Origin of the sequence: Micromonospora sp. L31, from assembly GCF_052068075.1 — a bacterium.
Lineage (GTDB): Bacteria > Actinomycetota > Actinomycetes > Mycobacteriales > Micromonosporaceae > Micromonospora > Micromonospora purpureochromogenes.
The window spans coordinates 129,837-156,328 of the sequence record NZ_JBQHDC010000012.1; the positions used below are offsets into that span (position 1 = coordinate 129,837).

General features: G+C 71.4%; 21 protein-coding genes. 9 read left to right on the forward strand and 12 right to left on the reverse strand.

What is annotated here, in order from left to right; genetic code table 11:
• The first annotated feature begins 12 nt into the window (after window positions 1-12).
• Window positions 13-696 carry a maleylpyruvate isomerase N-terminal domain-containing protein gene (locus ACTMS9_RS26520; protein WP_441143738.1) on the forward strand — a complete coding sequence of 228 codons (684 nt, stop codon included), beginning with the start codon at window positions 13-15 and terminating at the stop codon, window positions 694-696.
• Between the two features lie 107 nt (window positions 697-803).
• Here the strand turns inward: ACTMS9_RS26520 and dnaB are convergent, their stop codons facing one another.
• Window positions 804-3,623: a replicative DNA helicase gene (dnaB, locus tag ACTMS9_RS26525; protein WP_441143736.1), complete on the reverse strand. Its 2,820-nt coding sequence runs from the start codon at window positions 3,621-3,623 to the stop codon at window positions 804-806.
• A gap of 395 nt (window positions 3,624-4,018) precedes the next feature.
• Between dnaB and ACTMS9_RS26530 the strand changes: the two genes are divergently transcribed.
• The gene (locus ACTMS9_RS26530; protein ID WP_441166270.1) at window positions 4,019-5,557 is read left to right on the forward strand and encodes a hypothetical protein; all 1,539 of its coding nucleotides are present in this window, start codon (window positions 4,019-4,021) and stop codon (window positions 5,555-5,557) included.
• A 74-nt stretch (window positions 5,558-5,631) separates the two neighbouring features.
• Here ACTMS9_RS26530 and rplI read toward each other — a convergent pair whose 3' ends face one another.
• The 4 genes from rplI to rpsF all read right to left on the reverse strand — a co-directional run bounded on the left by rplI (window position 5,632) and on the right by rpsF (window position 7,278).
• Entirely contained in the window at window positions 5,632-6,078 is a 447-nt protein-coding gene (gene rplI, locus ACTMS9_RS26535) for a 50S ribosomal protein L9 (RefSeq protein WP_179802406.1), read from the reverse strand.
• A gap of 14 nt (window positions 6,079-6,092) precedes the next feature.
• The gene (rpsR, locus tag ACTMS9_RS26540; RefSeq protein WP_007073789.1) at window positions 6,093-6,332 is read right to left on the reverse strand and encodes a 30S ribosomal protein S18; all 240 of its coding nucleotides are present in this window, start codon (window positions 6,330-6,332) and stop codon (window positions 6,093-6,095) included.
• A 41-nt stretch (window positions 6,333-6,373) separates the two neighbouring features.
• The gene (locus ACTMS9_RS26545; protein ID WP_441143727.1) at window positions 6,374-6,907 is read right to left on the reverse strand and encodes a single-stranded DNA-binding protein; all 534 of its coding nucleotides are present in this window, start codon (window positions 6,905-6,907) and stop codon (window positions 6,374-6,376) included.
• 80 nt (window positions 6,908-6,987) lie between these two features.
• Window positions 6,988-7,278, reverse strand: coding sequence for a 30S ribosomal protein S6 (rpsF, locus tag ACTMS9_RS26550; protein ID WP_210773971.1), 291 nt, complete (start codon window positions 7,276-7,278; stop codon window positions 6,988-6,990).
• A gap of 640 nt (window positions 7,279-7,918) precedes the next feature.
• On the opposite strand from rpsF, the gene ACTMS9_RS26555 reads away from it, so the two are divergent.
• Together ACTMS9_RS26555 and ACTMS9_RS26560 are read left to right on the forward strand one after the other, a co-directional pair.
• Window positions 7,919-8,701, forward strand: a complete 783-nt coding sequence (locus ACTMS9_RS26555; protein ID WP_441143725.1) for a deoxyribonuclease IV — start codon at window positions 7,919-7,921, stop codon at window positions 8,699-8,701.
• 5 nt (window positions 8,702-8,706) lie between these two features.
• The gene (locus ACTMS9_RS26560; protein ID WP_441143723.1) at window positions 8,707-11,004 is read left to right on the forward strand and encodes a hypothetical protein; all 2,298 of its coding nucleotides are present in this window, start codon (window positions 8,707-8,709) and stop codon (window positions 11,002-11,004) included.
• A gap of 125 nt (window positions 11,005-11,129) precedes the next feature.
• Here ACTMS9_RS26560 and ACTMS9_RS26565 read toward each other — a convergent pair whose 3' ends face one another.
• The 3 genes from ACTMS9_RS26565 to ACTMS9_RS26575 all read right to left on the reverse strand — a co-directional run bounded on the left by ACTMS9_RS26565 (window position 11,130) and on the right by ACTMS9_RS26575 (window position 16,210).
• Complete coding sequence (locus tag ACTMS9_RS26565; RefSeq protein WP_441166271.1) at window positions 11,130-12,638, reverse strand: glycosyltransferase family 87 protein; 1,509 nt, start codon at window positions 12,636-12,638, stop codon at window positions 11,130-11,132.
• A gap of 144 nt (window positions 12,639-12,782) precedes the next feature.
• Window positions 12,783-15,554 (reverse strand): transglycosylase domain-containing protein, encoded by a 2,772-nt coding sequence (locus tag ACTMS9_RS26570; RefSeq protein WP_441166272.1) that lies wholly within the window; start codon window positions 15,552-15,554, stop codon window positions 12,783-12,785.
• A gap of 197 nt (window positions 15,555-15,751) precedes the next feature.
• The gene (locus ACTMS9_RS26575) at window positions 15,752-16,210 is read right to left on the reverse strand and encodes a DUF5318 domain-containing protein (RefSeq protein WP_441143717.1); all 459 of its coding nucleotides are present in this window, start codon (window positions 16,208-16,210) and stop codon (window positions 15,752-15,754) included.
• Window positions 16,211-16,384: 174 nt separating this feature from the next.
• On the opposite strand from ACTMS9_RS26575, the gene ACTMS9_RS26580 reads away from it, so the two are divergent.
• Both ACTMS9_RS26580 and ACTMS9_RS26585 read left to right on the forward strand, forming a co-directional pair.
• Window positions 16,385-17,023 carry a PadR family transcriptional regulator gene (locus ACTMS9_RS26580; protein WP_441143715.1) on the forward strand — a complete coding sequence of 213 codons (639 nt, stop codon included), beginning with the start codon at window positions 16,385-16,387 and terminating at the stop codon, window positions 17,021-17,023.
• Between the two features lie 23 nt (window positions 17,024-17,046).
• Entirely contained in the window at window positions 17,047-18,126 is a 1,080-nt protein-coding gene (locus ACTMS9_RS26585) for an inositol-3-phosphate synthase (protein WP_334569959.1), read from the forward strand.
• 82 nt (window positions 18,127-18,208) lie between these two features.
• Here the strand turns inward: ACTMS9_RS26585 and ACTMS9_RS26590 are convergent, their stop codons facing one another.
• The 3 genes from ACTMS9_RS26590 to ACTMS9_RS26600 all read right to left on the reverse strand — a co-directional run bounded on the left by ACTMS9_RS26590 (window position 18,209) and on the right by ACTMS9_RS26600 (window position 20,769).
• On the reverse strand, window positions 18,209-19,123 hold the full coding sequence (locus ACTMS9_RS26590) for a hypothetical protein (protein WP_441166273.1): 915 nt from the start codon (window positions 19,121-19,123) through the stop codon (window positions 18,209-18,211).
• Window positions 19,124-19,243: 120 nt separating this feature from the next.
• Window positions 19,244-20,164, reverse strand: a complete 921-nt coding sequence (locus tag ACTMS9_RS26595; protein WP_441166274.1) for a hypothetical protein — start codon at window positions 20,162-20,164, stop codon at window positions 19,244-19,246.
• A 125-nt stretch (window positions 20,165-20,289) separates the two neighbouring features.
• A complete protein-coding gene (locus ACTMS9_RS26600) occupies window positions 20,290-20,769 on the reverse strand; it encodes a methylated-DNA--[protein]-cysteine S-methyltransferase (protein ID WP_441166275.1) in 480 nt (159 codons plus the stop codon).
• Window positions 20,770-20,911: 142 nt separating this feature from the next.
• Between ACTMS9_RS26600 and ACTMS9_RS26605 the strand changes: the two genes are divergently transcribed.
• On the forward strand, window positions 20,912-21,454 hold the full coding sequence (locus tag ACTMS9_RS26605) for a hypothetical protein (RefSeq protein WP_280838858.1): 543 nt from the start codon (window positions 20,912-20,914) through the stop codon (window positions 21,452-21,454).
• 41 nt (window positions 21,455-21,495) lie between these two features.
• Complete coding sequence (locus tag ACTMS9_RS26610; RefSeq protein WP_441143705.1) at window positions 21,496-23,025, forward strand: flotillin family protein; 1,530 nt, start codon at window positions 21,496-21,498, stop codon at window positions 23,023-23,025.
• A 43-nt stretch (window positions 23,026-23,068) separates the two neighbouring features.
• Here ACTMS9_RS26610 and ACTMS9_RS26615 read toward each other — a convergent pair whose 3' ends face one another.
• Entirely contained in the window at window positions 23,069-24,523 is a 1,455-nt protein-coding gene (locus ACTMS9_RS26615) for a CCA tRNA nucleotidyltransferase (protein WP_441166276.1), read from the reverse strand.
• Window positions 24,524-24,652: 129 nt separating this feature from the next.
• Here ACTMS9_RS26615 and murJ point away from each other — a divergent pair, with 129 nt between their 5' ends.
• A complete protein-coding gene (murJ, locus tag ACTMS9_RS26620) occupies window positions 24,653-26,395 on the forward strand; it encodes a murein biosynthesis integral membrane protein MurJ (RefSeq protein ID WP_441166277.1) in 1,743 nt (580 codons plus the stop codon).
• The last annotated feature ends 97 nt before the right edge of the window (window positions 26,396-26,492 follow it).

Below are 26,492 nucleotides of genomic sequence, written 5' to 3' on the forward strand. Positions count from 1 at the left end.
AGGCTCCCCCTCATGACGTCGATCGCGCAGCACGAGGCGCTCGCTCAGGCGTACGAGGGGATCACCGCCGTGGTCGCCGGGCGGGACGACGCCGACCTGCAACGACCCACCCGCTGCCGGGGCTGGCTCGTCGCCGACCTGCTCTTCCACCTGCTCTGCGACGCCCAGCGCGCCCTGGTCGCCCTGGCCAGCCCCGCCGACGGGCCGCCCGACGTGGACGACGTCAGCTACTGGCGTTCCTTCCCGCCCGGCGGGGACGGCGACGCCGCCGCCCGGCACGCCTGGTGGGCCCGCCGCTCCGCCGCCGCCTTCGACCGCCCCAGCGGGGTGGTCCGGCTCTGGTCCGACACCGCCCCCGCCGCCGTGCGCGCCGCCACCGCCGCCGACCCGGCCGGCTGCGTCAGCACCCAGGGGCACGTGCTGCGCGTACCCGACTTCCTGGCCACGCTGACCACCGAGGCCGTCATCCACCACCTGGACCTGGTGCTCGACCTGCCCGACGCGCCGCCGCCCGGGCCGCTCGCCTGCCGCGTCGCGGTGACCACGGTGGACGGGCTGCTCAGCGACGACGCGGTCCGCCCGAGCGACTGGGACGACGCCGCGTACCTGCTCAAGGCCGCCGGCCGCGAGCCGCTCACGAACCGGGACCGCGCAGAGCTGGGCGAGGCCGCCGGGTGGTTCCCGCTGCTCGGCTGAACCGCCGCCAGCCCGGTATCGGCGCGGGCGTTGTCACCGGGCCGCTCGCCCGCTCGCGGGCAGGAACTCGACGGGCTGCTGGCCGGACGGTCGTCGTCGGGCGACGCTCAGACGATCGCCATGTCGACGAAGCGGGAGAGGTGCAGCTGGGCGGCGACGGTGATGCTGTCGGTAGGCCCATTTCGGTGCTTGGCGACGATAAAGTCCGCCTCGCCGGCGCGGGGCGACTCCTTGTCGTAGTAGTCGTCGCGGTGCAGCAGGATGACAACGTCCGCATCTTGCTCAATTGACCCAGATTCGCGCAAATCAGACAATTGGGGTCGTTTGTCGGTCCGCTGCTCGGGGCCACGGTTTAGCTGGCTCACCGCGATCACCGGGCACTCGACCTCCTTGGCCAACAGCTTCAGGCCACGGGAGAGGTCCGCGACCTCCTGCTGGCGGCTCTCGGTCCGCTTCGGTGAGGTCATCAGCTGGAGATAGTCGACCACGATCATCTTGAGGTCGTGCTTCTGCTTGAGCCGGCGCGCCTTCGCCCGGATCTCCATCAGGTTCATGCTCGGCGTGTCGTCGACGAAGAGCGGTGCCTCGCTGATCTCGCCCATGCAGCGGGCCAGCTTGGTCCAGTCGTCGTCGGAAAGTTGGCCGCTGCGGAGCACGTGCAGCGGAACCCGAGCCTCGGCCGAGAGCAGTCGCATGACGATCTCGACCTTGCTCATTTCCAGCGAGAAGATCGCCGCCGCCTGGTTGGCGCGGATGGCCGCGTTTCGGGCGAAGTCCATGCTGGCGGTGCTGTTGTGCGTCGGGATCATCGCCCTGCCCGCCAGGTACAGATGCTCCGGGTTGTCCACCGTCACGCAGCGGACCGGCACGCTGGGCACCGGCCGCACGTCCACGATGTAACGGGAGGTGGTCCGGACGTCGGACGCTGTCCGGCGCCGTGCGGCGTGGGCGGACCGCTTCCGCTCCAACCGGAAGACCGTGTCGGGCGTGGAGAAGTTCAGCGTGTACCCGATGAACGACGCGGCGCTGCGGCCGCGTACCGGTTTCTCGTTGACCGTGCAGCGGTATCCGAGGCTCACGATCAGCTCGCGGACGCCCTCCGCCAGCCGCTTCGACGTCGAGGTGTACTGCAGGTTGCCGTTGGGGGCGACCGTCCCGTCGGTGTCCATCAGGCCGGCGAGCAGGGCGCGTCGCTGGGCCTCCGACGCCCGCAGGTATTCCTGCGGGATGTGCTTCTCCGGCGACACCCCGAGAGCCCGGAGCAGCGCGCGGAACGATCCGTGCCGGCCGTGGCACTCGGCGCACCGCCGCGTCGACGGATTCTCCCGCAGCGCCCGGGTGGACGAGCCGCAGTCGACGCAACGCCGGTCGGCCGGAGCGGGCACCTCGGGGAGCACGATGGTGTAGACCAGCGGGCCGCTCGGGCGCACCGCGAAGCCGTCCCGCACGACGTGCTCGACCATTTCGGGATCGGCGGTGGTGAAGCGGCTCGCGTCGGAGTGCCCGTCCCCCAGCCAGACCCCGAGCGTGTACGGCGGGATCGGCAGCTCCCGCTCCGGCAGTTGCAACGGAGCGGCGTTCTCGACGGCATGGTTGAGCCGGCCGTCCCCGCCGGTACGCAACGTCGCCGCGATCTCGGCGGTGGTGACGACACCGTCGTGCCGGACCCGGGCACCGGCGTTGACTGGGCGTTCGGCGCGCTCCCGCAGCCTGGTCAAAAGCGGGCCGGCCGGGTAGCCCGGAGCCGTCCAGTTCCGTGTGTCGCCCGCCCGGGTGACCGGTCGGCTGACCCGGCCGTTGACGCCGACCTCACGCGCGACGGTGTGCAGCACGTTCTTGAACTCGGGGCCGACGAGTTCGAGGGTCTGCGCGAGGGTGACCAGTCGCCGAGGCTCGGCACCGGCGGCCACCTCCACCGCATGGACCTTCGCCAGGGACGACTGCGGCCAGTGCGACCGGAGTCGCGGCTCGGGCTGACGGCGGCTGGCCCGGGTGGTGGTCTTCCACAGGTGCTCGGCGTCGGCCACGATGACGCTGCCGTCGGAGAACTCGACCTCGTAGCAGGGACGGTCGTACCGGACGTCGAAGGCGGCGGTGATCGTGGTCGGCCGCCCGTCGGCGGCGATCAGCTGGTCGCCGACCTGGACCTCGCCCATGGTGGTCCAGCCGTCCGGGGTCGGCAGCGGGGTGTCCAGAGCGAGCGCCTTGCCCAGACCGGGCCGGCCGGCCACGATGATGAGCTGCCCCGGGTGCAGGCCGTTGAGCAGCCGGTCCAGGTCGGTGAAGCCGGTCGGCACGCCGGTCATCACCCCGCCCTGCGCCCCGACCGCCTCGATCTCATCGAGCGTCGGCTGGAGCATGTCGGCCAGCACCGCGAAGTCCTCGCTGACCCGGCGCTCGGTGATCTCGTAGACCGCCTGCTGCGCGAGGTCGACCACGTCGTCGACGTCTCGGCTACCGCCAGCAGCGGTGCCGTAGCCGAGCTGCACGATCCGCGTGCCGGCCTCGACCAGCCGACGAAGCACCGCGCGCTCGCCGACGATCCGGGCGTAGTACGCGGCGTTCGCTGCTGTCGGCACTGCGGCCATGCAGGTGTGCAGATAGGGGGCGCCGCCGATCCGGGCGAGATCGCCGGAGTCGGCCAGGGCGGCAGCGACGGTGATCCCGTCGGCCGGCTCACCCCGGCCGTAAATGTCCAGGATGGCGTCGAAGATGGTGGCGTGCACCGGCCGGTAGAAGTCGCTCGACTTTAGGATCTCCACGACGTCGGCGATGGCGTCCTTGGAGAGCAGCATGCCGCCGATGACGCACTGCTCCGCGGCGACGTCCTGGGGTGGGGTCTTGTCGAACTGCCCGTCGCGCTGCGCCGGTGCGGACGCCTGCCCGCCGGCTCGGGGCTCCGCCCGCATGTCGTCGGTGACCGACACGGATCCCCCTCCACTGCGTCGGGTCGATACCAGCTCTACCGGCCGGGTGCGACAACTTCCGATCGACCCGGCCGGTCGATCGGGGGCGATCGCGCGACCGGTCGGTGCCCCACGATACGGAACCCGAGGTCAGACCCCAACCAGGCCGGTGGACGAGCCTCGGGACAACCTGTGGATGGAGTGGACGAGCGTGTGCGCAGCGTGTGCACAGGTTGTGGAAAACCGGTGGGGAATTCTGGGCCGATCGGCGCTGACCTGCGGAAACATCATCCCCACCCTGTGGACGGGTATTTTCCGGTAAGGCTTTGGGTTCGGATTTCCCGTACTATCTGCTGGGAACGGCTACACCTGGACAGCGGATTGCGCTTTCGGTTGAGAAGGGTCACGCTCCGGCCGTGAGTTACCGGGACTGGGAGCGCGGGGAGGGCAGCCCGCGCGAGCGTCAGCCGGTCGCCCCGTGGGACGACTTCGGCGATGCTGTCCCGGCCGATCCCTACCGGTACGCGGCCGAGGGCTACCGCACCCCCAGCCGACGGCGGGCCGTCGAGCGCGGCCAGCAGGAGCCGGTCGACGCCTACCTGCCGCGCTGGGCCGTGGAGTCGGGCATCGCGCACGCCGACGGCCGGGGCCGGCACGCCGCGCCGGACGACGACGAGTACGACGACCGCCCGATCTCCGGGGGCGGGCGGCGCAGCGAGCGCAGCTGGGGCGAGCCCCGGGCGATCGGCGCCGCGGCGGAGTCCGACCACACCCGGGAGTGGACCTTCGACCGTCCGCAGGAGCAGGGGTACGTCGGCAGCCGGCGCGCCGACTCCATGGAGGACGAGCCGGTCTCCGGTGCCGCGCCGACGCCCCGTCCGCGCCGGTCGGCCTCGCGCCGTCCCCAGGTGATCTGGTCGGGTGTCGAGGAGTCCGACGAGGAGCCGGCCGCGCGGGAGGTGGAGTGGCCGACCCGGCGCAGCCGGCGTGCCTCGGCCGACGCCTGGTCCCGCCCGGCGGTCGACCCGTGGAGCCGTACCGAGCCGGCGGCGGAGCCGGAACCGGAGTACCGGCCGGCGGTGGACCCGTGGGACGCCTCCGGGGTGCACGCCTGGCAGCGCTCGGGCCCCGAGGACCGCTGGGAGGCCGCCGGTGGGGCCACCCGGTGGGATCAGGGTGACAGCACCGGCCAGTGGGACCGGTTCACCGACACCGGCCAGTGGGACCGTGGCGACCTGGCCCGGCGGGACCGGTACGCGGAGTCGAGCCGGTGGGAGGACCGCACCGACGTCAGCCGCTGGGACCGTACCGAGCCGCCGCGGTCGGCGGAGCCGGTGACCGGTGAGGGTTGGTCGTGGCCGGAGCAGCCGGACGGGTTCTGGTCGGGCACGCGGCTGGCCGGGGACGATCCGCGGTGGATGGATCCACCGTCGTCGGCGCCCCGGTCGCCGGCGGTCGCCTACACCGCACCTAGGCCGCGCCCGTCTCCCCGTCGTCGCCTGGCGCCGGCCGCGCCGGCCGCCGCGCCGTCGTGGCGTGACCGGATCGATTCGGTCGGCGGCGGGGTGTGGAACCGCCGACTGGAGGACGACCTGCTGGACCCGGATCCGGGTGGTCCGCTGCGTCCGCTGCTCTACACCGCCGCCTGCTATCTGGCGCCGGCGGCGCTGGTCTTCGGGTGGCTGCTGACCCTGGACGGCCAGGCGCCGGCGGGGTGCGTGACGGACATCAGCGGCGGCGGCTGCGATTCGCCGCGGGCGCACGCTTTCGCGTCGCTGGTGGCCGGGGCGCCGCGCTTCGGGCTGGCGCTGGTGAGCAGCCTCGTCGTCGCGGGGCTGCTGCGCCGGGTGGGCACGACCTGGCGGTCGGCGACGGTGGCGCTGGCCGCAGCGGTGGTCGGTGGGGGCCTGTCGACCGTCATGATCAGCGCGGTGACCGGTCAGCCGATCGGCTGAGCCCGCCGTTTCGAGGACATGCGAAAGGGCCCGCACCGGAGTCCGGTGTGGGCCCTTTCGTCGTGCGGTGGGTGTCAGCCCTGAACGACGTTGAGGTCGAACTTGGCGGTCACCTCGGGGTGCAGCTTGATCCGCACCGGGTAGGAGCCGGTCGACTTGATGTGACCGGGCAGCTCCAGCCGACGACGGTCGAGGGTCGGGCCGCCGGCCGCCTTGACGGCGTCGACGATCTCGGCCGGGGTGACCGAGCCGAAGAGCCGACCGCCGTCACCGGCGCGGGCCTTCAGGTTGACCTTCAGACCCTCGAGCTGGTCCTTGACCTCGTTGGCGTGGCCGAGGTCGCGGATCTCGCGAGCCGAGCGGGCCCGCTTGATGACCGTGACCTGCTTCTCCGCACCCTTGGTCCAGCTGATCGCGAAGCCCTGCGGCAGCAGGTAGTTACGGCCGTAGCCGTTCTTGACCTCGACGATGTCGCCGGGGGCACCGAGACCGGAAACTTCCTGGGTCAGGATGATCTTCATGTCGGTGCCTCCTCTCAGCGGGCCGTGGCGGTGTACGGCAGGAGCGCCATCTCACGGGCGTTCTTGACCGCACGGGCGATCTGCCGCTGCTGCTGCGAGGTCACGCCGGTCACCCGCCGAGCGCGGATCTTGCCGCGGTCGGAGATGAACTTCCGCAGCAGCGCGGTGTCCTTGTAGTCGATGTAGGTGATCCCGTCCTTGTCGAGCGGGTTCACCTTCTTCTTCGGCTTGCGAAGTGCCGCAGCCTTGGCCATTGCTCGTGCTCCTGGTTTGCGATCGCGGGCGCTCGGCGCCATTAGAACGGGGGCTCCTCGTCGAAGTTGCCGCCCGAACCGGAGCGCGACGGAGACGGCGCGGCCGAAGCCCAGGGGTCGTCGAAGTTGCCTCCGCCGCCACCCTGGCCACCACCGCCACCAGAACCGAAGCCACCGCCGCCGCCACCCGAGCGCGACATCTTCTGCACCTTCGCCGTGGCGTAGCGCAGCGACGGGCCGATCTCGTCGACCTCGAGCTCGATGACGGTGCGCTTCTCACCCTCGCGGGTCTCGTACGACCGCTGACGCAGCCGACCCGAGACGATCACGCGGGCGCCCCGCTGGAGCGACTCGGCGACGTGCTCCGCCGCCTGCCGCCACACGGTGCAGGCCAGGAAGAGCGGCTCGCCGTCCTTCCACTCGCCGGAGGCCTTGTCCATGAACCGGGGCGTCGAAGCGACCCGGAACTTGGCGACCGCCGCACCGGACGGGGTGAACCGCAACTCGGGGTCATCGGTCAGGTTGCCGATGACCGTGATGGTGGTGTCTCCTGCCATGACCATCTCCTCGCGCACTCATCTGCTCTGCCGTACAGGCTCTCAGAGCCCTCTGACAGCGCCGATGAGGCTGATCCGGGCGAACCGGGATTGAATGCTTAGCGCATCTCCGGCCGGATGACCTTGGTGCGCAGCACGGACTCGTTGAGCCGCAGCTGACGGTCCAGCTCAGCCACCGCCTCAGGCGTCGCCTGGAGGTCGATGACGGCGTAGATGCCCTCGGGCTTCTTGTTGATCTCGTACGCGAGGCGCCGGCGGCCCCACACGTCGGTCTTCTCCACCGAGCCACCCGCGGTCCGGATCACGTTCAGGTACGTGTCGAGCGACGGGGCGACGGTGCGCTCCTCGAGGCTGGGGTCGAGGATCACCATGACTTCGTAATGACGCAAGACGTGCTCACCTCCTGTGGGCTATGCGGCCACGGTCCTTCCGTGGCAGGAGGTCGTGCGTCGCTGCCGCTTCCGGGATCGGGGGAACCCGGCCGGACGCGGACAACCGGACCAGGATACCCGGTCGGGACGATCATGCCCGGGCAGGTCGGACCCGGCGGCCGGGCGTGGCGACAGGGGCCCGCCCCGACGCCCGAAGGCCGGTGGCGGACCCCTGTCCACATGGACCGCGGGGCGTCCCGTCCGCATTCCTTGGGTGGGACCTGGGGAGGAACGACCACACCGATGAGGTTGGATCGAGGACGCCCCGCGGAGCTCTTTCCTGTTGTTATCCGACGGTACAACGGCTCTCGTCACTAGTTGGTGGAAATGCAACTATTAGTCCGAGATTCCTGTCGGTGGTCGGTGGACCGGGTCGGGCGGGTCCCGCCCCCGGCGTGCCGGGCCGCACGACGGGGGTGACCCCGCACCGGGATCGACCGCGGTGCGCCTGGCCCTACGGGCCGGAAGAGCCCGGCATCGATCCCACCCGGGTAAACGAACGCCCGCCCCGACGGTGACGCGAACGGGCGGCATCCGGTGCCCCGACTCCCCGCCTCCGTCACCCCGGGCGTCGGGGATGCGACGTAGGCTCGCCTGCATGCGTATCGGAGCCCACGTCGACCAGGCCGACCCGTTGGCGGAGGCGGCCGCCCGTTCCGCCGAGGCGGTGCAGTTCTTCCTCTCCGACCCGCAGGGTTGGAAGGCCCCGAAACCCCGCGAGGACGCAGCCCGGCTGCGCGCCGCCGAGGTGGACCTCTACGTCCACGCCCCGTACGTGATCAACGTGGCCACCCTGAACAACCGGATCCGGATTCCCAGCCGCAAGCTGCTGCTCGGGCACGCGGCCGCGGCGGCGGAGATCGGCGCCAAGGGGCTGATCGTGCACGGCGGGCACGTCAACGCCGGCGACGACCTCGCCGTCGGCTTCGACAACTGGCGCAAGACCTTCGCGTACGCGGCGGACTCCGGTGGCTTCCCGGTGCCGGTGCTGATCGAGAACACCGCCGGCGGCGACAACGCCTGCGCCCGACGGCTCGACGCGCTGGCCCGGCTCTGGGACGCCATCGGCGACCACGAGGTCGGCTTCTGCCTGGACACCTGCCACGCGTACGCGGGCGGCGAGGAACTGCTCGACCTGGTCGACCGGGTCAAGGCGATCACCGGCCGGATCGACCTGGTCCACGCCAACAACTCCAAGGGCGGCTTCAACTCCGGGCAGGACCGACACGACAACCTCGACGGCGGCACCATCGACCCGGACCTGGTGGTCGCGGTGATCCGCGCCGCCGGCGCGCCGGTGATCGTGGAGACGCCCGGCGGGGCCGCGGGTCAGGGCGCGGACATCGCCTTCCTGCGGGACAAGCTCGGCACGGGGGCCTGACCCGGATGACCACGAACGCGACCGGCGGCGCCCAGCCGACCGGGCAGACCGACCGGCCCGACGAGCAGGGCAGCACGCCCCCGGGCGCCACTGGTGAAGGCGGCGCCACCGACGCGACGGCCACCACGAAGACCCCGGGTACGGGCGACGCCACCGACGCGAAGTCCACGACCACGGACACCGCGAAGAACTCGGGAACGGGCGACGCCACCGACGCGGAGTCGACAACCACGGACGCGAAAACCTCAGGGACGGGCGGCCCCGCCCACGCGGAACGCACGACCACGGACACCGCGAAGACCATCACCGGCGACACCGACAAGGACGACCCCACCGACGGGAAGCCCGCGACCACGGACACCGCCAAGGCCACCACCGACAACGGCGGAAAAGACGGCGCCACCGACGCCAAGGCCGCGACCACGGACACCGCGAAGGCCACCACCGGCGACGCCGGGAAGAGCGACGCCACCGACGCCAAGGCGGGGAGCGACGGCGACGAGCAGAAGGACGGCGAGGGAGAGCCGCGGGACCGCTGGTCGGCGTTCGCTCCGGCGCCCGACCCGGTGCCGGGGCGTTCCCGCCGCGCGGCACGCACTGTCGGTCGGCTCCTGGTCCACGAGTGGACGCTGGCCACCCTGGCCGCGCTGGCCCTCGCCGTCGGCATGACCTGGCCGACGCTGCGCTACCCGCTCTACACGCTGCCGCAGGACTACTGGGACCCGAGCCTGCAGGCCTGGCAGATGGCCTGGTCGGGGCACGCCCTGCGGACCGAGCCGGCCCAGTTGTTCCACTCCAACACGTTCTTCCCGGAGCAGTGGAGCTTCGCCTTCTCCGACATGCTGCTCGGCTACGCCCCGGCCGGCATGATCGGCACCGGTCCCGAGGCGGCCGTGCTGCGCTACAACATCATGTTCGTGCTGGCCCACGCGCTGGCCACGCTCGGGGCGTACGCGCTGGCCCGGCAGCTGGGAGCGGGCCGCGCGGGGGCCGCGGTGGCCGGGGTCAGCTACACGTACGCCCCGTGGCTGCTCGCCCAGGCGGGGCACCTGCACATCGTCTCCAACGGCGGTATTCCGCTGGCGCTGGCCATGCTGGCCCGGGGTCACGGCTGGTCGCTACGGTACGGCTACCGCCCGGAACGGCGGCACGAGGGCTGGACGTACACCGGGTGGCTGGTGGCGGCCTGGCAGCTCAGCCTGGGCTTCGGGATCGGCCTGCCGTTCGCGTACGTCCTGGCCGGCATCGTGCTGGTCGCGGCCACGACCTGGTTCCTACGGCGCTGGGTCCTCCGGCCGGCGAAGCGTCCGTTCGGCACCCGACTGTTCGTCGCGGACCTGGTCGGCGGGCTGATCTTCGCCGGCGTGGGCGCGCTGCTGGCCATCCCCTACTTCAAGGTCGCGGAGCTGCACCCCAACGCGGCCCGCACGCTCGGCGACATCGGGATCTACTCGCCGCCGGCGCTGGGCTTCTTCACCGCTCCGGCGGAGTCCCGGGTCTGGGGCGAGCTGCACGAGGCGGCGCGCGCGACGCTGCCCTGGCACCCCGAGATGACGCTGCTGCCCGGCTTCGTGCTCTACGCGCTGGCCGCGGGGGGCCTGTTCTTCTCGGTCTGGAAGCTGCGGCAGCGGCTGCTGCTGCTCGCCGGGGTGCTGGTCACCATGGTGCTGGCCATGGGCACGCGGTTCTTCGACGGCACCTTCACCTACGGCCTGCTCTTCGAGCACCTCCCGGGCTGGAACGGGCTGCGCACCCCGGGGCGGATGATGCTCTGGACGACGCTGCTGCTCGGCCTGCTCGCGGCCGGCGCGGTGAGCGCCTTCGCCGACCGGGTCGGCGAGATCGCCGCGGAGCGTGCCCCGTACCGGCCGTCGCCGTGGCTGCGGGTGGCCGCGGTGGTACCGGTGCTGCTGGTCCTGCTGGAGGGGTTGAACGTCACTCCGCACCCGGTGGTCCCGGAGCAGCCGGTGGCGATGCGGACCGTGGACGGCCCGATGCTGGTGCTGCCGAGCAGCCAGAACCTCGACCAGCCGGTGATGCTCTGGTCCACCAGCACCTTCCCGGACCTGGTCAACGGGGGCAGTGGCTTCACTCCCACCCAGCTCGACGACGTGCGCCGGGTGACGCTGGCCTTCCCCGACCAGACGAGCGTCGACTACCTGCGCACGCTCGGCGTCCGAAACGTGGTGCTGCTGCGCGACCAGATCGTCGGCACCCCGTGGGAGGTCACCGTCAACGCGCCGGTCGACCAGCTCGGCATCACCCGCGAGGAGGTCGGCGACGCCGTGGTGTTCCGTCTCTGAGCGCGGCTCGGGTGGGGTTTTGCGGGGGAGCCCGACCGGCTCCGGGCGGTCAGGCTTGATCCCTGCGCCGGTCGGGCTCCCCCGCAAAACCTGACTAACCGAGGCCGTCCTGGACTTGCGCGTCGTCAGGTGGGGACGGTGGTCGAAGAAGGCTGCGGAGATCGGGCGGCGGTGTGGCGGTCGGCCAGCCAGGGGGCGTCGGGGGCGCCGTCGAGGAGGCCGCCGTCCGGATCGTCGGCGTAGGTGCGCCGCACCGCGTCGCGTTCGGGGTGCAGGATGTCCCGGATCACCAGCACGCAGAGCAGCACGACCGTGCCCAGCCGGAGCGTCGAGGCCAGCACGAACACGCCCTCGGGGAAGACCGGCCGGCTGGTCGCCGCGCCGAGCAGCTCGCCGTAGAAGGCGGCGAAGTAGCAGACCTCGGCGAGCTGCCAGGCGAGGAAGGCACCCCAGCGGGGGCGGGCCAGCACCGCCAGCGGCAGCAGCCAGAGCACGAACTGCTGCGACCAGACCTTGCTGAAGATCAGGAACGCGGCGACCACCAGGAAGGCGAGCTGGGCCAGTCGGGGCCGGCGGGGGGCCAGCAGCGCCAGCGCGGCCACGCCCAGGCAGGCCAGGATGAACAGGGCGTACGACAGGGTGTTGAGCGTCGGGATGTGGGTGTTCAACCACTGGAACGGCCCCTGGTCGCCGGCCACGCCGGTGTTCACCTTGCCGTCGAAGTACCGCCCGATGTACCAGAGCGTGCCCCAGTCGATGGGTCGGGTGCTGTTCAGCTCGAAGAAGCGGTTCCAGTTGTCGTGGTACGGGATCGCGGCCGGCAGGTTGACCACGACCAGCGCCGCCGCCGCGGTGCCGATGGCGGTCAGCGCGGCGCGCACCCGGGCGGCCCGCAGCGCGAGCAGCAGGATGGGCCAGAACAGGAACAGCGGCCACAGCTTGGCGGCGCCGCCGAGGCCGAGCAGCAGCCCGGCGAGCGCCGGTCGGCGCCGGGCCCACGCGGCCAGGCCGAAGGCGGCCAGCCCGATGGCGAGGAAGTCCCAGTTGACCGTGGCGGTGAGCAGCAGCGCCGGGGCCAGCGCGAAGAGCGCGGCGTCCCAGGGTCGTCGGCGGCGCAGGGCGAGGATCACCGCGACGGTGGCGACCGCGAGCGCGCTGAGCGTCAGCGCGTTCAGGTTGTAGAACCACTGGCCCTGGTTGAGCTGCGGATCGTCGGCGCCGAGGCTGTGCACCGGCAGGCCGAGCGCGCCCATGAAGTAGCCGGTGAGCACCGGGTACTCGACCGGGTGGTCCCGGTAGGGCACCTTGCCCTCGTTGAGCCCCTCGGCGTAGTAGAGGGCGAGCACGTCGGTGTAGCAGAGCCGGGTGTACTGCACGTTGTTCTGCCAGGCGCCGTCCTGGCAGGGCGACTTCTGCACCCAGTGCAGCGCCAGGGTGAGGCAGGCCAGCGCGAGGACGATCCGGGTGGCGGTCCAGAAGCGTCGTTCCCGACCGGCGGGCCGGTCCAGCGCGACCGCGTGGTCGCCGAGCGGGCCGCCGATCACCTCGGAGACGCCACGGACGAAACCGTCCGACCGGGACGGGTGGTCGCTGGTCCCGGCGTCGTCGAGGCCGGCCGTCGACTGGGTGCTCATGAAGAGGCATCCTGCCGTACACCCCGGGGCTTCGTCCTCCTCCCGTGGCGCGACGTTGAAGAAAATCGACGCGCGGCCGCGCCGCCGAACGGCGACGGCGGCCGGACCCTGAGGTCCGGCCGCCGTCGGCGGTGTCACGGGTGGTTACTCCCGGCGGGGTGACAGGGTCGGCAGGATGCCGCCACCGCCACCGCCGTCGTTGCCGTCGTTGTCGCCGTCGCCGTCGCCGCCCGGTCCGCGTGGATCGTTCGGGTTCTGGTTGCCGCCGCCGTTGGGGTTCTGCGGGCAGAACAGGCCGAGCGGACCGCAGTCCTGCGGCTGCTGCCCGGGTACGGGGGGCGGCGGCGGGGGCGGGGTGCCGTTGCCCGCTTCCTTGTCGCCGAAGTTCGCCGCCGGCGGGAAGTCCAGCTTCTCCTCGCCCTTGAGCGAGTCGTCCATCACCCGCTCCCAGATGTCACCGGGCATGAGGGAGCCGCTGATGTTGCGGCCGTCCTTCATCTTGATGGCTTCCCGCTTGCCCTTGTTGCCCACCCAGACGGCGGTGGCGAGCTGCGGGGTGTAGCCGACCATCCAGGCGTCACCGTTCTCGTCGGTGCCCTCCTTCAGCTCCCACGTACCGGTCTTGGCGGTCGCCTTCCGGCCACCGTCCAGCACGTGGTTGACCTTGGCCGGGTAGTCCTCCAGCACGTTGGTGACGTCGGCGACCACGTCGGGGTTGATCCGCTTCTGGGGCTTGAGCTGCTCGCCCCCGAGCTTCTCCCACTTGCCGGTGCCCTTGTTCTGCTTCTCGGCGGAGAGCAGGAAGTGGGCCTTGTTGTAGACGCCCTTGTTGGCGAAGGTGGCGATGCCGTTGGCGTGGTCGAGCACGGTGATCGGGTACTGACCGTAGGCGACCACGTGGTAGAAGGGGTCGGGCGCCAGCTCCTTGGCGTCCGCCTTGGTGAGGTCGTGACCCTTCGGCGGGCTGGTGTTGGTCTGCCACATCATGCTGACGCCGGCCCGCTTGGCCATGTCGACGATCTTGTCCGCCCCGATGTCGAGGCTGACGTGGTAGAAGGGCACGTTCAGCGACTTCAAGGTCGATTCCCGCAGGGTGCAGGAGTCACCGCAGCTGGGGTTGTCGGTGCCGGCGTTGCTGACCCGGAACTTCACGCCGTCGGGGGTGAAGGCCTTGCCCTTCCAGCGCGAGTCGATGGCCTTGCCCGCGTCGATCGCCGCGGCCAAGGTGTAGATCTTGAAGCTCGACCCCGGCGAGTGGCCACCGGTGACGTTGCCGTTCGCGTCGGTGTTCTTGCCGGCGTAGTCGGTGCCCGTGCCGTCGTCACCGCCGTAGTAGCCGAGCACCCGGCCGTTGCGCGGGTCGATCGACACCGCGGCCGCCATCAGGTTCTTCTTGGTGCCTTCCAGCTCCGAGCCCTTGGTGCTGCGCTGGGCCGCGCCGATGATCGCCCTCTGCACCTTCATGTCGATGGTGGTCCGGATCCGGTACCCGCCCTGCTTCAGCATGAGCGAGCAGAGCGGCTTGCGATCCGTCGCCTCGGCCTCGTTGTCGGTGCAGAGCTTCTTCTCCCGCATCTCCGGCACGAGGTAGTTGACGACGTTGCCGATCGGGTTGTTGACCCCGAACTTCTGGCCGGCCCTCGACTCCTTCGGCGTCTGGAGCGTCTTGCTGGGATACGCGGTGGGGCGCGGCGGGTGGTTCGGCGAGTCGACCCAGCCCTCGCTGACCATGTTGGCGATGACGTAGTCCCAGCGAGCCTTGGCGTCCGGCAGGTTGACGGCCGGGTCGTACCCCTTGTGGGTCGCGGTGGGCTCCGGCTGCTTGATCAGCGCCGCCAGCACCGCGGCCTCGGCCACGTCGACCCTCGACACGGACTTGCCGAAGTAGGCCTGCGCCGCCGCCTCGATGCCGTACGCGTTGCGGCCGAAGTAGATGGTGTTCAGGTAGTGCTCCATGATCTGTTCCTTGGTGAACTGATCATTGAGCTTGGAGGCGACGATCGCCTCCTTCACCTTCCGGGCGTACGAGTCGTCCTGGAGGTTCTCGTAGGCGTTGCGGGCGTACTGCTGGGTGATCGTCGACGCGCCCTGCTTGTCACCGCCGCTGAGGTTGTTCCAGGCGGCCCGGGCGATGCCCTTGTAGTCCACACCGGAGTGGCGGTAGAAGTTCTTGTCCTCGGCCGCCGCGACCGCGTCCCGCACGTGCGGCGGGATCTGGCCGATCGAGACGAAGGTGCGGTTCTGCTCGCCCACCTTGGCGATGGGGGTCTTGTTGTCGCTGGCGTAGATCGTGGTGGCCAGCGGCAGGTTGATCTGGTTGGGCAGCACCACGCTGGTCGAGTAGTAGGTGAACCCGATCACGCCGATGCCGGCCAGCATGATGAAGACCGCGAAGCCCGCGATCAGCATGTTGATCCGTCGGCGCTTCTTCGCCCGGGCCACCGCGTCCGGGTCGCTGGGCCCGCGTCCGCCGCCGCTGCCGCCGCGTCCCGGGCCGTGGGGACCACCCGGGCCGCCGGGGCCACCGCCGGAGACGGGCGCCACGCCCGCGCGGGCCACCGCCGCCCGACCGCCGACCGCCGCCGCTCCGACGCTGGCCCGCCCGGCGGAGCCCACGCCCACCGACGCGCGGCCGGCCGAGCCGGGCGCCGGGGAGACCGGGACGGACGCGCGTCCGGCGCCGGGTCGCCCGCCGGGCGCCGGGGAGACCGGCACGGAGGCCCGTCCCGCGCCCGCGCGGCCCACCGAGGCCGCGCCGGACGCTCCCGTCGCGCGGGGTGGCACCGACGCCGAGGCCCGACCGGCGGGCGCGCCGCCGAGCGAGGCCCGGCCGGCCGGAGCCACGCCGGGGTCACCGTTCGAGCCCGGTACCTGGGCCCGCGCACGCGGGGAACTGGGATCGCCGTACGAGTTCATTCCTCACACCCTGCCGGTCGCGGTGGGGCGCGGGGGCGCCACCACCGGGTTGCCGTGAGTTGACACACGTGACGCCCGCTCTTGGTGGGACCGGAGCGGGACCGTCTTATACGTACTATTCGGACCTATCGGGCCAGGTAGCTGCCGGGCGGGGGGACCGTCGTCGACGGCACCGGTAGCGACCGGTCCAGCCAGCTTCACCGTTGCGCCTCTCGCCTTCGCTCCTGGGCCGACATGGCCCCGGGGGCGGTCACGCCGCCCACCGCACCCGACTCCGACCCGCCCTCGGCCAGCCCGTCCCGGCCGAGCAGGAACTGCTCGACGAGATGGTTCCAGTCACAGCCGAGGCACACCTCCACCACGAAGACCTGGAACTCACGCAGCGTCATCGCCAGCGCGGGCAACTCGGCCAACGTGCGCGCCTGGCCGGCGGAGTGCTTGAGTTCGTCCCCGTAAATGTAGTGGACGTGGGTGAGGTTCTCGCTCCGGCAGATCGGGCAGCGCTCCTCGGTGGGCTCGCCGTGGAACCGGGCGGCGTTCTTCAGGTACGGCGAGGCGTCGCAGACGTCGTACGTGCCGACCCGGCCCGCGAGGAGCTCACGCAGGACCGCCCGCTTCTGGAGCGAGTAGTCCACCACCTGGCGTGCCGTACGCATGCGGTGAAGGGTACGCGGTCCGGCCGGGTGAGGCGACCGCCGTCACGATGAGTGACAGAAACATCCCGGAGCGGGGGTTTGCCCTGATCGCTGGTGAGGTACTAACGTGCGATGTATCGGTCCGATACATCGAGGCGGTTAACGTCCCTGCACCCGGGGTAGGAAGGATGGCCCGTGCTCGAGCTCGCCATCCTCGGCCTCCTGCAGGAGTCACCGATGCACGGCTACGAGCTCCGCAAGGAGCTCACCGCCAAGCTGGGTGCCATCCGGGCGGCGATCAGCTACGGCTCGCTCTACCCGACCCTGCGCCGGCTGCAGGCGGCGGGCTGGATCACCGAGGCCGCCGAGACACCCGCGTCCGCCGAGGAGGTTCCCGCGCTGACCAGCCGACGAGGTCGGGTGGTCTACAAAATCACCGCGGAGGGCAAGGAACGCTTCGCCCAGCTGATCGCGCAGGCCGGGCCCGAGACCTACGACGACACGGGCTTCGGTGTGCACTTCGCGTTCTTCGCCCGGACCGACCAGGCGACCCGACTCCGGATTCTGGAGGGTCGCCGACGCACGATCGAGGAGCGTCGCGAGGGTCTTCGTGACGTGCTGGGCCGGGCGGCCGAGCGCCTCGACGCGTACACCCTGGAACTGCAACGCCATGGGCTCGACGCCTGTGAGCGCGAGGTCCGCTGGCTGGAGGAGCTCATCGCCAACGAGCGCTCCGGCCGTGCCCCGACGGTCCCGAAACCCGGGACGGCCGGCGGCCGACGAGACAACAACAGCCCGCCCCCGCCTGGAGAGTCCAGGAAAGAGCGGCCGTGATGAAGAAGAAGGAGGCAGACGCTATGGGCTCCGTCCGCGTCGCCATCGTCGGTGTGGGTAACTGCGCCTCGTCCCTCGTACAGGGCGTGGAGTACTACCGGAACGCCGACCCGAACGACCGCGTCCCGGGTCTCATGCACGTCACCTTCGGCGACTACCACGTCTCGGACGTGGAGTTTGTCGCGGCGTTCGACGTGGACGCCAAGAAGGTGGGCATGGACCTCGCCGAGGCGATTGTGGCCAGCGAGAACAACACCATCAAGCTGTGCGACGTGCCGCCGACCGGCGTCACCGTGCAGCGCGGCCCGACCTTCGACGGCCTGGGCCAGTACTACCGCGAGATCGTCGAGGAGTCCGACGCCGAGCCGGTCGACGTGGCCAAGGCGCTGCGGGACGCGCAGGTCGACGTGGTCGTCTCCTACCTGCCGGTGGGCTCGGAGCAGGCCGACAAGTTCTACGCCCAGGCCGCGATCGACGCCGGTTGCGCGTTCGTCAACGCCCTGCCGGTCTTCATCGCCTCCGACCCCGAGTGGGCCAAGAAGTTCGAGGACGCGGGCCTGCCGATCGTCGGTGACGACATCAAGAGCCAGGTCGGCGCCACCATCGTGCACCGCGCGCTGGCGAAGCTCTTCGAGGACCGCGGGGTGGAGCTGCTGCGCACGTACCAGCTCAACTTCGGCGGGAACATGGACTTCATGAACATGCTGGAGCGCAACCGCCTGGTCTCGAAGAAGATCTCGAAGACCCAGTCGGTGACCTCCCAGATCCCGCACGAGATGAGCAAGAGCGACGTGCACATCGGCCCGTCGGACCACGTGCCGTGGCTCGACGACCGTAAGTGGGCCTACATCCGCCTGGAGGGCCGCTCCTTCGGTGACACGCCGCTCAACGCCGAGCTCAAGCTCGAGGTGTGGGACTCGCCGAACTCCGCCGGTGTGATCATCGACGCCGTTCGCGCCGCGAAGATCGCCCTGGACCGCAAGATCGGCGGCCCGATCCTGTCCGCCTCGTCGTACTTCATGAAGTCCCCGCCGGTGCAGTACGCCGACCACGACGCGCACGCCGCCGTCGAGTCCTTCATCAAGGGCGAGGTCGAGCGCTGACGCGCTGACCAGCAACACGGCGAGGGCCGGGTCCGAACGGACCCGGCCCTCGGTGTGTTCCGAACGCACTACCCGCCGACCGTCAGCTCTCCCACGCCGCCTTGCCGCCGACGTCGATGCGATTCGCGCGGACCGGCAGGGCGGAGCGGGGGTTGACCCGGCCCGCGCCGACGACAGCCGCGGTGATGTCGAGGATGACGTGCGTGGTCCGGTTGGTGTAGATGCTGATCAGATCGCTGGCATTGCGCGCCTCCGGGTCGCTACCGATTCCGCAGACGAACGCGTTGGAGACGATCTGGTTCGGGGCGAAGTTGATCGACGAGAAGTCGGTCGGCCGGGTGGTTCCGAATGGATAGACCTGAGCGAAGCCGCCGAGCGTCGGCTGCACCACGGTCAGCGTCCCGAAGACCGCGTCCGCGCAGTACAGGTGATCGGTCAACCGGAGGCTGATCGACCGACCGGCCAGCAACCGGCCGCTGGCGTCGAGGTATCCGGTTTCGCGGACCAGCCCGCGGGAGCTGGCGTACCGGGTGTCGAGCACCCGTTGCGGCACGAGCGGCACGATCCGGTTGCTGTTGGCGGTGGTGTGGACGACGTGCCGATCGTTGCTGCCGTTCCCGGACCTGGTGACGATCCAGATGTTGCCCTCGACGTCCATGCCGATCGAGCCGGCCTCGGCGAGGTTGGAGAGGGTGGTCCCGCTCGGCATGAGTTGCAGGGCCGGTTCGGCCCACACCTCACCGCCGGGGCCACTGTCGTAGGTCCGGACGTTCTGCAGCCGAAGGGTCGCCCTGGCACCGGTGTTCCGCAGGGTGGTGGCGGCGTCGACCACGTTGGTCGCACCCTGGAGCACCGGGTCCCCGGCGGCGGCCTGGGCCGGGGTGGCGCCGGCGGCACCCACCACGCCCACGCCGGCCACCCCGGCGGCGACCGTGCTGGCCCGGCGGAGCAGCCCCCGACGGCCGATGCTGTCCTGCTCGTGCTGCGCTTCTGACATACCGAGATCCCCGTATCGGTAGGAAGGAATGGCCAGGCGATCCTTCCAAATCGGACTCTCGTTGACAACAGCCGAGGGCCGGGTCCACGCGGACCCGGCCCTCGTCGCGTACGGGGGTGGCTACTTGGCCCAGGACGGCTTGGTCCGCCGGGCCAGCTGCGTCCGCCCGTCCTCCGCCGCCAGTTGGTCGTCGGTGGGCAGGATCGCCGGGTTGACCCGGCCGGCCGCGACGACGAACGCCACCACGTCGAGGATCACGTGGGTGGTCTGCTGCGCGTGCACGGAGATGTAGTCGATCACCGGGCTGATCCCGGTCAGGAAGAAGTTCGACAGCGTCTGGCCGGCCTGAAAGTTGATCGTCGAGAACGCCGGCGGACGCTGAGCCGAGTGCGGGTAAAGCTGCAGGAACCCGGCGGCGAGCGCGCCGGTGACGGTCACGTTGCCGTACACGGCCTGACCGGAGTAGACGAATTCATCCAGGTTGACCTGGATCGTGCGGCCGCGCAGCAGCCGGCCCGAGCTGTCCAGGTTGCCGGCCGGGTTCACGATGCGGGCCCGACCGGCGGCGGTCCGGGTGTCGATCACCCGCTGCGGCACGACCGGCACCAGCTGGTTGGTGTTCGTCTCCGTCCGGATGTACTCGACGAAGTTGCCCTCCTCGGGCGGCAGGCCCTCGCCGGTGACCGCCCAGATCGTCCCGGAACGATCCATCGCGATCGAGCCCATCTCGGACTTCTGGTTGATGCTCTCCCCGTTCGGGGTCAGCCGCAGGGCCGGGCTGGCGACCTGGACCCCCTCCATGTCGGTGATGGTGGGGTTCTCCAGGCGGAGGGTGGCGGAGGTGGCCGAGCCGCCGCGCACGGTGGTGGGCGTGCCCGCCTCGTTGACCCGCCCCTGGAGCACCGGTTGACCCGGGGCGGCCTGGGCCGGGCCGGCGGCGGCCGCGCCCACCGCGGCGGTGCCGGCGAGGCCGGCGGCGACAGTGCCCGCCCGACGCAGCAGATGGCGGCGGCCGATGGCGCTGTCCTGGTCCTTGTTCACGACTGTGTCCCCCGTGTGGTGGTGGTGGATGACGCCTCGGTCGTACCGGTGATCGAGATGCCTTATGCCGGGGGAACGCCTGATCGGACGATCAGGTTGCAGTCGGGCGCCGCAATCTTTCAGGCTCAGGACCAGGCGCGGCGCAGGGCGACCCCGGCCTCCAGCTCCAACAGCCGCACCTTGCGCGGCAACCCACCACCGAAGCCGACCAGCTTGCCGCCCGCGCCGACGATCCGGTGGCACGGCACGAGCACCGGGACCGGGTTGCGGTTGCAGGCCACCCCGACCGCCCGGGCGGCGCCGGGGTCGCCGACCAGCCGGGCCACCTCGCCGTAGGTGAGCGTCTCCCCGTACGGGATGCGGGTCATCTCCCGCCAGACCGCCCGCTCGAACTCGGAGCCGCGCCGCGCCGCCACCGGCACTCCGAAGTCGGTCAGCTCCCCGGCGAAGTACGCCCGCAGCTCCGTCACCGCCCGCCGGGCCAGCTCGTCACCGGGCTCGTCGACCGCCGACTCCACCCGGCCGAAGTGCGCGCCGCACACCGCCTCGTCGTCGGTGGCCACGGAGAACTCCCCGATCGGCGAGTCGAGCACGGTCCAGCGCATGCCGCCATTCTTCCCCGCCGGTACGACGGCCGGGCGACCAGCCTTCGTCGCGACAACTCTGGGGAGAGCAGACGAAGCCGCCGTCGGCCCCCGGAACTGGTCGACCGGGACGTCTCCGTGGCCCCGCAATAATCAGGCGGGAATGTTGCACGACGTCGATACCGTGCAGGTCGTGGCCACGGGGACCTTCATCTTTCTGATCATCGGTGGGGCGGGTGTCGCCGTGCTGGCACTCTCCCTGCTCGGCGCCGAGTTGCTCCACTTCGGTCACGCCGATGTCGACGGCCCGGTCTCGGTCGAGGCGGTCGCCGGTTTCCTCGGCGCGTTCGGCTTCGGCGCCGCGATCGTCAACGAGCTGGTCGGCGGACGTACCCCGGGGATGGTCGCGGCGGCGGCGGCCGGTGGCGCGCTCGCCGCCGTGCCCACCGCCTGGCTCGCGGCCCGGCTGAGCCGGGCGGCGCGGGACATGCGGACCGACCCCACCCCGACCCGGGACGACCTGGTCGGCGCGCTCGGCCTGGTGGTCACCCCGGTGCCCGCCGTCGGTTACGGCGAGGTCCGGGTACGCGTCGCCGGCCAGCCGGTGAAGCTCAACGCCCGTGCCGACCACCCGATCCCGGTAGGCGCGCAGATCTTCGTGGTGCAGGCGCTGAGCGAAACCAGCGTCCACGTCGAGACCTACTGACCACCCCCTCCTCACCCCCCTTCGCAGAGACGGAACTGCCCATGCCCCTTGTCATCGCCGTCGGCGGCGCGGTCCTGCTGGCGCTCGTCCTGGTGCTCTTCGTGCTCTCCCGGATCAAGGTCGCCGGCCCCAACGAGGCGTTCATCGTCACCGGCCGCAAGGGCCGGACCACGCAGACCGCCGACGGTGGCCGCTCCACCGACATGTCCGGCCAGAAGGTCGTCCTCGGCGCCTCGGTCTTTGTGCTGCCGGTGGTGCAGAAGCTCCAGTCGCTCGACCTGTCCAGCCGCCGCATCGACGTGGGCATCCGGGGCGCGGTGAGCAAGCAGGGCATCCGCACCGACCTGCACGGTGTGGCGATCGTCAAGGTCGGCGGCACCGAGGACGCCATCCGCGCCGCCGCCCAGCGCTTCCTGCACCAGCAGGACGAGATCGACAACTTCACCCGCGAGGTGCTGGCCGGCGCGCTGCGCTCGATCGTCGGCCGGCTCACCGTCGAGGAGGTCATCCGGGACCGGGCGGCGTTCGCCAGCGCGGTGGCCGAGGAGGCCGAGCACTCGATGACCAACCAGGGTCTGGTGCTGGACACCTTCCAGCTTCAGGACATCCTCGCCGAGGGTTCCTACCTGCAGGACCTGGGCCGGCCGGAGGCCGCCCGGGTGCTCAAGGACGCGGCCATCGCCGAGGCGCGCGCCCGGCAGCAGGCCGAGCAGGAGCGGCTACTCGCCGAGGAGGCGATTGCCGAGGCCAACCGGAACCTGTCGCTCAAGCAGGCCGCGATCCAGGCCGAGATCGACGCGGCCAAGGCCCGGTCCGCGGCGGCCGGCCCGCTGGCCCAGGCCGAGCGGGACCAGGCAATCCTCTCCGAGCAGCAGAAGGTGGCCGAGCGCAACGCCGAGCTGAAGCAGCGCCAGCTCGACACCGAGGTGCGCAAGCCGGCCGACGCGGCCCGCTACAAGGTGGAGCAGGAGGCCGAGGCGGCCCGCAACGCGGCGGTGCTCAACGCCGACGCGCAGCGGCAGGCCGTCATCGCCGCCGCCCAGGCCGCCGCCGAGCAGTCCCGGCTGACCGGTGAGGGCGAGCGGGCCCGCCGGGCCGCGCTCGCCGAGGCGAACGCGATCGAGGGTGCCAAGGAGGGTGAGGCGGAGCAGCGCCGGCGTTCGGCGATCGCCGAGGCGGTCGAGCGGGAGGGCCAGGCGGAGGCCGCGGCCATCCTGGCCAGGGGGCAGGCCGAGGCCGACGCGATGGCCCGCAAGGCGGAGGCGTTCGCCGCGTACGGCGAGGCGGCCGTGCTGGACCTGCTGGTCAAGGTGCTGCCGCAGGTGGTCGAGGCGGCCAGCGCGCCGATTGGCGCGATCGACAAGATGACCGTCATCTCCACCGACGGCGCGTCGTCGCTGACGAAGTCGGTGGCCGGCAACGTGGCGCAGGGCCTCCAGCTCGGCTCCGACCTCACCGGCATCGACCTGCCCGGCCTGCTCGCCCGGCTCGGCTCGGCGTCCGCCGGCGGTTCGACGTCGGCGGGCAACGGCAAGGCCGCGGTCGACGGCAGCGCGGTCGAGACCCGCTGACCAGCTGACGAGGGCGCCGTCCACCCGGACGGCGCCCTCGGCGTCAGCTCTGGTCGCGGGCCCAGCGCAGCAGCTCCGCCTCGGCCTCGTCGCGCTCCAGCGGGCCGCGCTCCAGGCGCAGCTCCTTGAGGTACTGCCAGGCCCGCCCGACCACCGGCCCCGGCGGTACGCCGAGCAGCTCCATGATCGCGTTGCCGTCGAGGTCGGGGCGGACCCGGGCGAGGTCCTCCTCGGCGGCGATCCGGGCGATCCGCTCCTCCAGCGCGTCGTAGTCCGCCGCGAGCTGGGCCGCCTTGCGGCGGTTGCGGGTGGTGCAGTCCGAGCGGGTCAACTTGTGCAGGCGGGGCAGCAGGTCACCGGCGTCGGTGACGTACCGGCGCACCGCCGAGTCGGTCCACTCGCCCCGGCCGTACCCGTAGAACCGCAGGTGCAGGGCGACCAGGGCGACCACCTGCGCGGTGACGTCCTTGGGGTAGCGCAGCGCCTTCATCCGGGCCTTGGTCAGCCGGGCGCCGACCACCTCGTGGTGGTGGAAGCTGACCCGGCCGTCCGGCCCGACCGACTTGGTGGCCGGCTTGCCCACGTCGTGCATGAGCGCGGCCATCCGGAGCACGAAATCGCAGCCGTCGGTCTCGTACGAGACCGCGTTGCTGACCACGGTGAGGGTGTGCTCGTAGACGTCCTTGTGCTGGGCGTGCTCGTCGATCTCCAGCTTGAGCCCGGTCAGCTCGGGCAGGAAGCGCTCGGCCAGCCCGGTGTCGACCAACAGCCGCAGCCCGGTGATCGGGTCGGCGCCGCAGAGCAGCTTGCTGAACTCGTCCCGGATCCGCTCGGCGGTGATCCGGTCCAGGTCGGCGGCCATCCGGGTCATCGCCTCGTGCACGTCGGGGTGCACGGCGAAGCACAGCTGCGCGGCGAAGCGGGCCGCCCGCAGCATCCGCAGCGGGTCGTCGCCGAAGGACTCCCGGGGCGTGCCCGGGGTACGGATCACCTTGGCCGCGAGGTCGTCCAAGCCGCCGTGCGGGTCGGTGAACCGGTGGTCCGGGACGCTGACCGCCATCGCGTTGATGGTGAAGTCCCGCCGCTTCAGGTCGTCGCTGAGGTTGGTCCCGTACTCGACGATCGGGTTGCGGCTGACCTGGTCGTACGCCTCGGCGCGGAAGGTGGTGATTTCCAGCCGGAGCCCGTCGCGCTGAAGCCCGATGGTGCCGAACTCGCGGCCGGTCTCCCAGATCGACTCGGCCCAGCCCTTGATGATCCGCAGCGTCTGGTCGGGATGGGCGTCGGTGCAGAAGTCCAGGTCCTCACCGAGCCGGCCGAGCAGGGCGTCGCGGACGGAACCGCCCACCAGGTGCAGCTCGTGCCCGGCGCGCGCGAAGCGGCGACCGAGCTCGTCGGCGACCGGGGACACGCGGAGCAGTTCGGCGACGGCGTTGCGCTGCGCGGCGGTGAGCTCGCGGCGGTCGGCGGCGTGGGGTGCGGAGGCAGCTTCGGACATGGGATCGCCAGCCTATCGGGCCGGGGCGGGATCTGATCCGCCGGGCGCGGGTATGAGGGCGGCGTTGACTAAGGTCTTGGGCGTGCGGGCCGGTCGTCCGGCTCCGACGTACCCCCTTGGAGGCAGGAGATGAGCGGCGGGCTCTACCGCAGCGCGAACGCCACGCCGGACGGTGCGATCCCGCCGACCGACGAGGCGACCTTCATCTCCGCCGAGCCGCTGAACCAGCCGGCGGTGGAGGCCACCGCGCCGCCGCCGGAGCAGGTGGGGGAAGCCAGCGCCGCGGCGAACAGCGCGGTGATGGCGGTCGGCAGCCTGATCAGTCGGGGTACGGGCTTCATCCGCAACCTGATGATCGGCGCCGCGCTGGGCAACCTGGTCGGCAACGCGTACACCACCGCCCAGTTCCTGCCGAACCAGGTGTACGAGTTCCTGCTCGGCGGCGTGCTCACCAGCGTGCTGATCCCGGTGCTGGTCCGCCGCAGCAAGACCGACGCCGACCGGGGCGAGGCGTACGCGCAGCGGCTGCTCAGCCTGGCGGTGATCACGCTGGCCGCCGCCGCGCTGATCGCGGTGACGTCGGCGTCGGTGCTGACCGCCATCTACGCCAGCGGCAAGGACCGGGACTACACGGAACTCGTCACCAACCTGTCGTACCTGATGCTGCCGATGCTGTTCTTCACCGGCGTCAGCGCGCTGGTCGCCGCGGTGCTGAACACCCGGGGCCACTTCGCCGCCCCGATGTGGGCGCCGATCCTCAACAATCTGGTGGTCATCGGCGTCTTCGGCCTCTACATCCTGGTCTACGGGGCCGAGGCGCTGAAGCCCGGAGACCTGGGCGTGGGCCAGATCCTGCTGGTCGGCGGCGGCACCCTGCTCGGCGTGGCGGTGCAGGCCGCCGGGCTGCTGCCGGCGCTGCGCAAGGTCGGCTTCCGGTGGAAGTGGCGGTTCGACTTCCGCGAGCTGGGGCTGCGTGAGCTGGCCCAGCTCGGCGCCTGGATGTTCTGCTACGTCGCGGTCAACCAGCTCGGCCTCTTCGTGGTGGTCAACCTGCTCACCCGGGCGGCGGGCGAGGACAGCGCCGGCATCCTGATCTACAACAACGTCTTCCTGCTGCTGATGATGGCGCACGGCATCATCGCCGTCTCGATCATCACGGCGCTGATGCCGCGGATGAGCGCCGCCGCCGCGGACGGGCGCTTCCGCGACGTCACCGCCGACCTGTCCCGGGGCACCCGGATGGTGACGGCAGTGCTCGCCCCGATCGCGGTCTGCTACGCGGTCCTGGCCGGCCCGATCTCCCGGGTGGTCTTCCAGTACGGCGCCTTCGACGCCGAGAACGCCCGTGCCACGTCCACCGTGCTGCTGGTCGCGGCCGTGGGCCTCGTGCCCTTCGCGGTCAGCCAGCTCTTCACCTTCGCCTTCTACGCGCTGCCGGACACCCGCACCCCGGCGCTGGTCAACATCCCGGTGGTGGCGCTGCGGGTGCTGCTCCAGGTGGGCCTCTTCGTCGTCTTCTCGCCCGCCTTCGCGGCGGCGGGCATGATGCTCGGCAACGCGATCTCGTACGTCGCGGCGGCGGTCATCTCGGCGATGCTGCTGCGGCCGCGGGTCGGCCGGATCGGGCTCGGCGGGATCATGCGCACCATGGGCAAGGTGATCGTCGCTTCGCTCGGTGCGGCGCTGGTCGGCCTGCTGGTGGTCAACCTGCTCCCCGGCGACCCGGCCGACCTGGGCTGGCTCGCGGCGGCGGTCCAGCTGGTGATCGGCGGCGCGGTGATCGGCGCGACCTACCTCGGGCTGGCCATGGTGCTGCGGATCGGCGAGATCACCGAGGTCGTCGGGATGGTCCGCCGCCGGCTCGGCCGCTGAGCCGGCGACCGGTCGGCGGCCGGCCGCCGGCCGCCCGGTGCGGAGGGTGAACGAGGATGACCAGCCTGGGGACGTGGCTGTGGATAACCCCGCGTTT

Bases quoted from the DNA above. Each gene is read 5' to 3' on its own strand.
- ACTMS9_RS26520 (WP_441143738.1), top strand. From the start codon at position 13: ATGACGTCGATCGCGCAGCACGAGGCGCTCGCTCAGGCGTACGAGGGG.
- rplI (WP_179802406.1), bottom strand. From the start codon at position 6,078: ATGAAGATCATCCTGACCCAGGAAGTTTCCGGTCTCGGTGCCCCCGGC.
- rpsR (WP_007073789.1), bottom strand. From the start codon at position 6,332: ATGGCCAAGGCTGCGGCACTTCGCAAGCCGAAGAAGAAGGTGAACCCG.
- ACTMS9_RS26555 (WP_441143725.1), top strand. From the start codon at position 7,919: ATGCGTATCGGAGCCCACGTCGACCAGGCCGACCCGTTGGCGGAGGCG.
- ACTMS9_RS26560 (WP_441143723.1), top strand. From the start codon at position 8,707: ATGACCACGAACGCGACCGGCGGCGCCCAGCCGACCGGGCAGACCGAC.
- ACTMS9_RS26565 (WP_441166271.1), bottom strand. From the start codon at position 12,638: ATGAGCACCCAGTCGACGGCCGGCCTCGACGACGCCGGGACCAGCGAC.
- ACTMS9_RS26570 (WP_441166272.1), bottom strand. From the start codon at position 15,554: ATGAACTCGTACGGCGATCCCAGTTCCCCGCGTGCGCGGGCCCAGGTA.
- ACTMS9_RS26575 (WP_441143717.1), bottom strand. From the start codon at position 16,210: ATGCGTACGGCACGCCAGGTGGTGGACTACTCGCTCCAGAAGCGGGCG.
- ACTMS9_RS26585 (WP_334569959.1), top strand. From the start codon at position 17,047: ATGGGCTCCGTCCGCGTCGCCATCGTCGGTGTGGGTAACTGCGCCTCG.
- ACTMS9_RS26590 (WP_441166273.1), bottom strand. From the start codon at position 19,123: ATGTCAGAAGCGCAGCACGAGCAGGACAGCATCGGCCGTCGGGGGCTG.
- ACTMS9_RS26600 (WP_441166275.1), bottom strand. From the start codon at position 20,769: ATGCGCTGGACCGTGCTCGACTCGCCGATCGGGGAGTTCTCCGTGGCC.
- ACTMS9_RS26605 (WP_280838858.1), top strand. From the start codon at position 20,912: ATGTTGCACGACGTCGATACCGTGCAGGTCGTGGCCACGGGGACCTTC.
- ACTMS9_RS26610 (WP_441143705.1), top strand. From the start codon at position 21,496: ATGCCCCTTGTCATCGCCGTCGGCGGCGCGGTCCTGCTGGCGCTCGTC.
- ACTMS9_RS26615 (WP_441166276.1), bottom strand. From the start codon at position 24,523: ATGTCCGAAGCTGCCTCCGCACCCCACGCCGCCGACCGCCGCGAGCTC.
- murJ (WP_441166277.1), top strand. From the start codon at position 24,653: ATGAGCGGCGGGCTCTACCGCAGCGCGAACGCCACGCCGGACGGTGCG.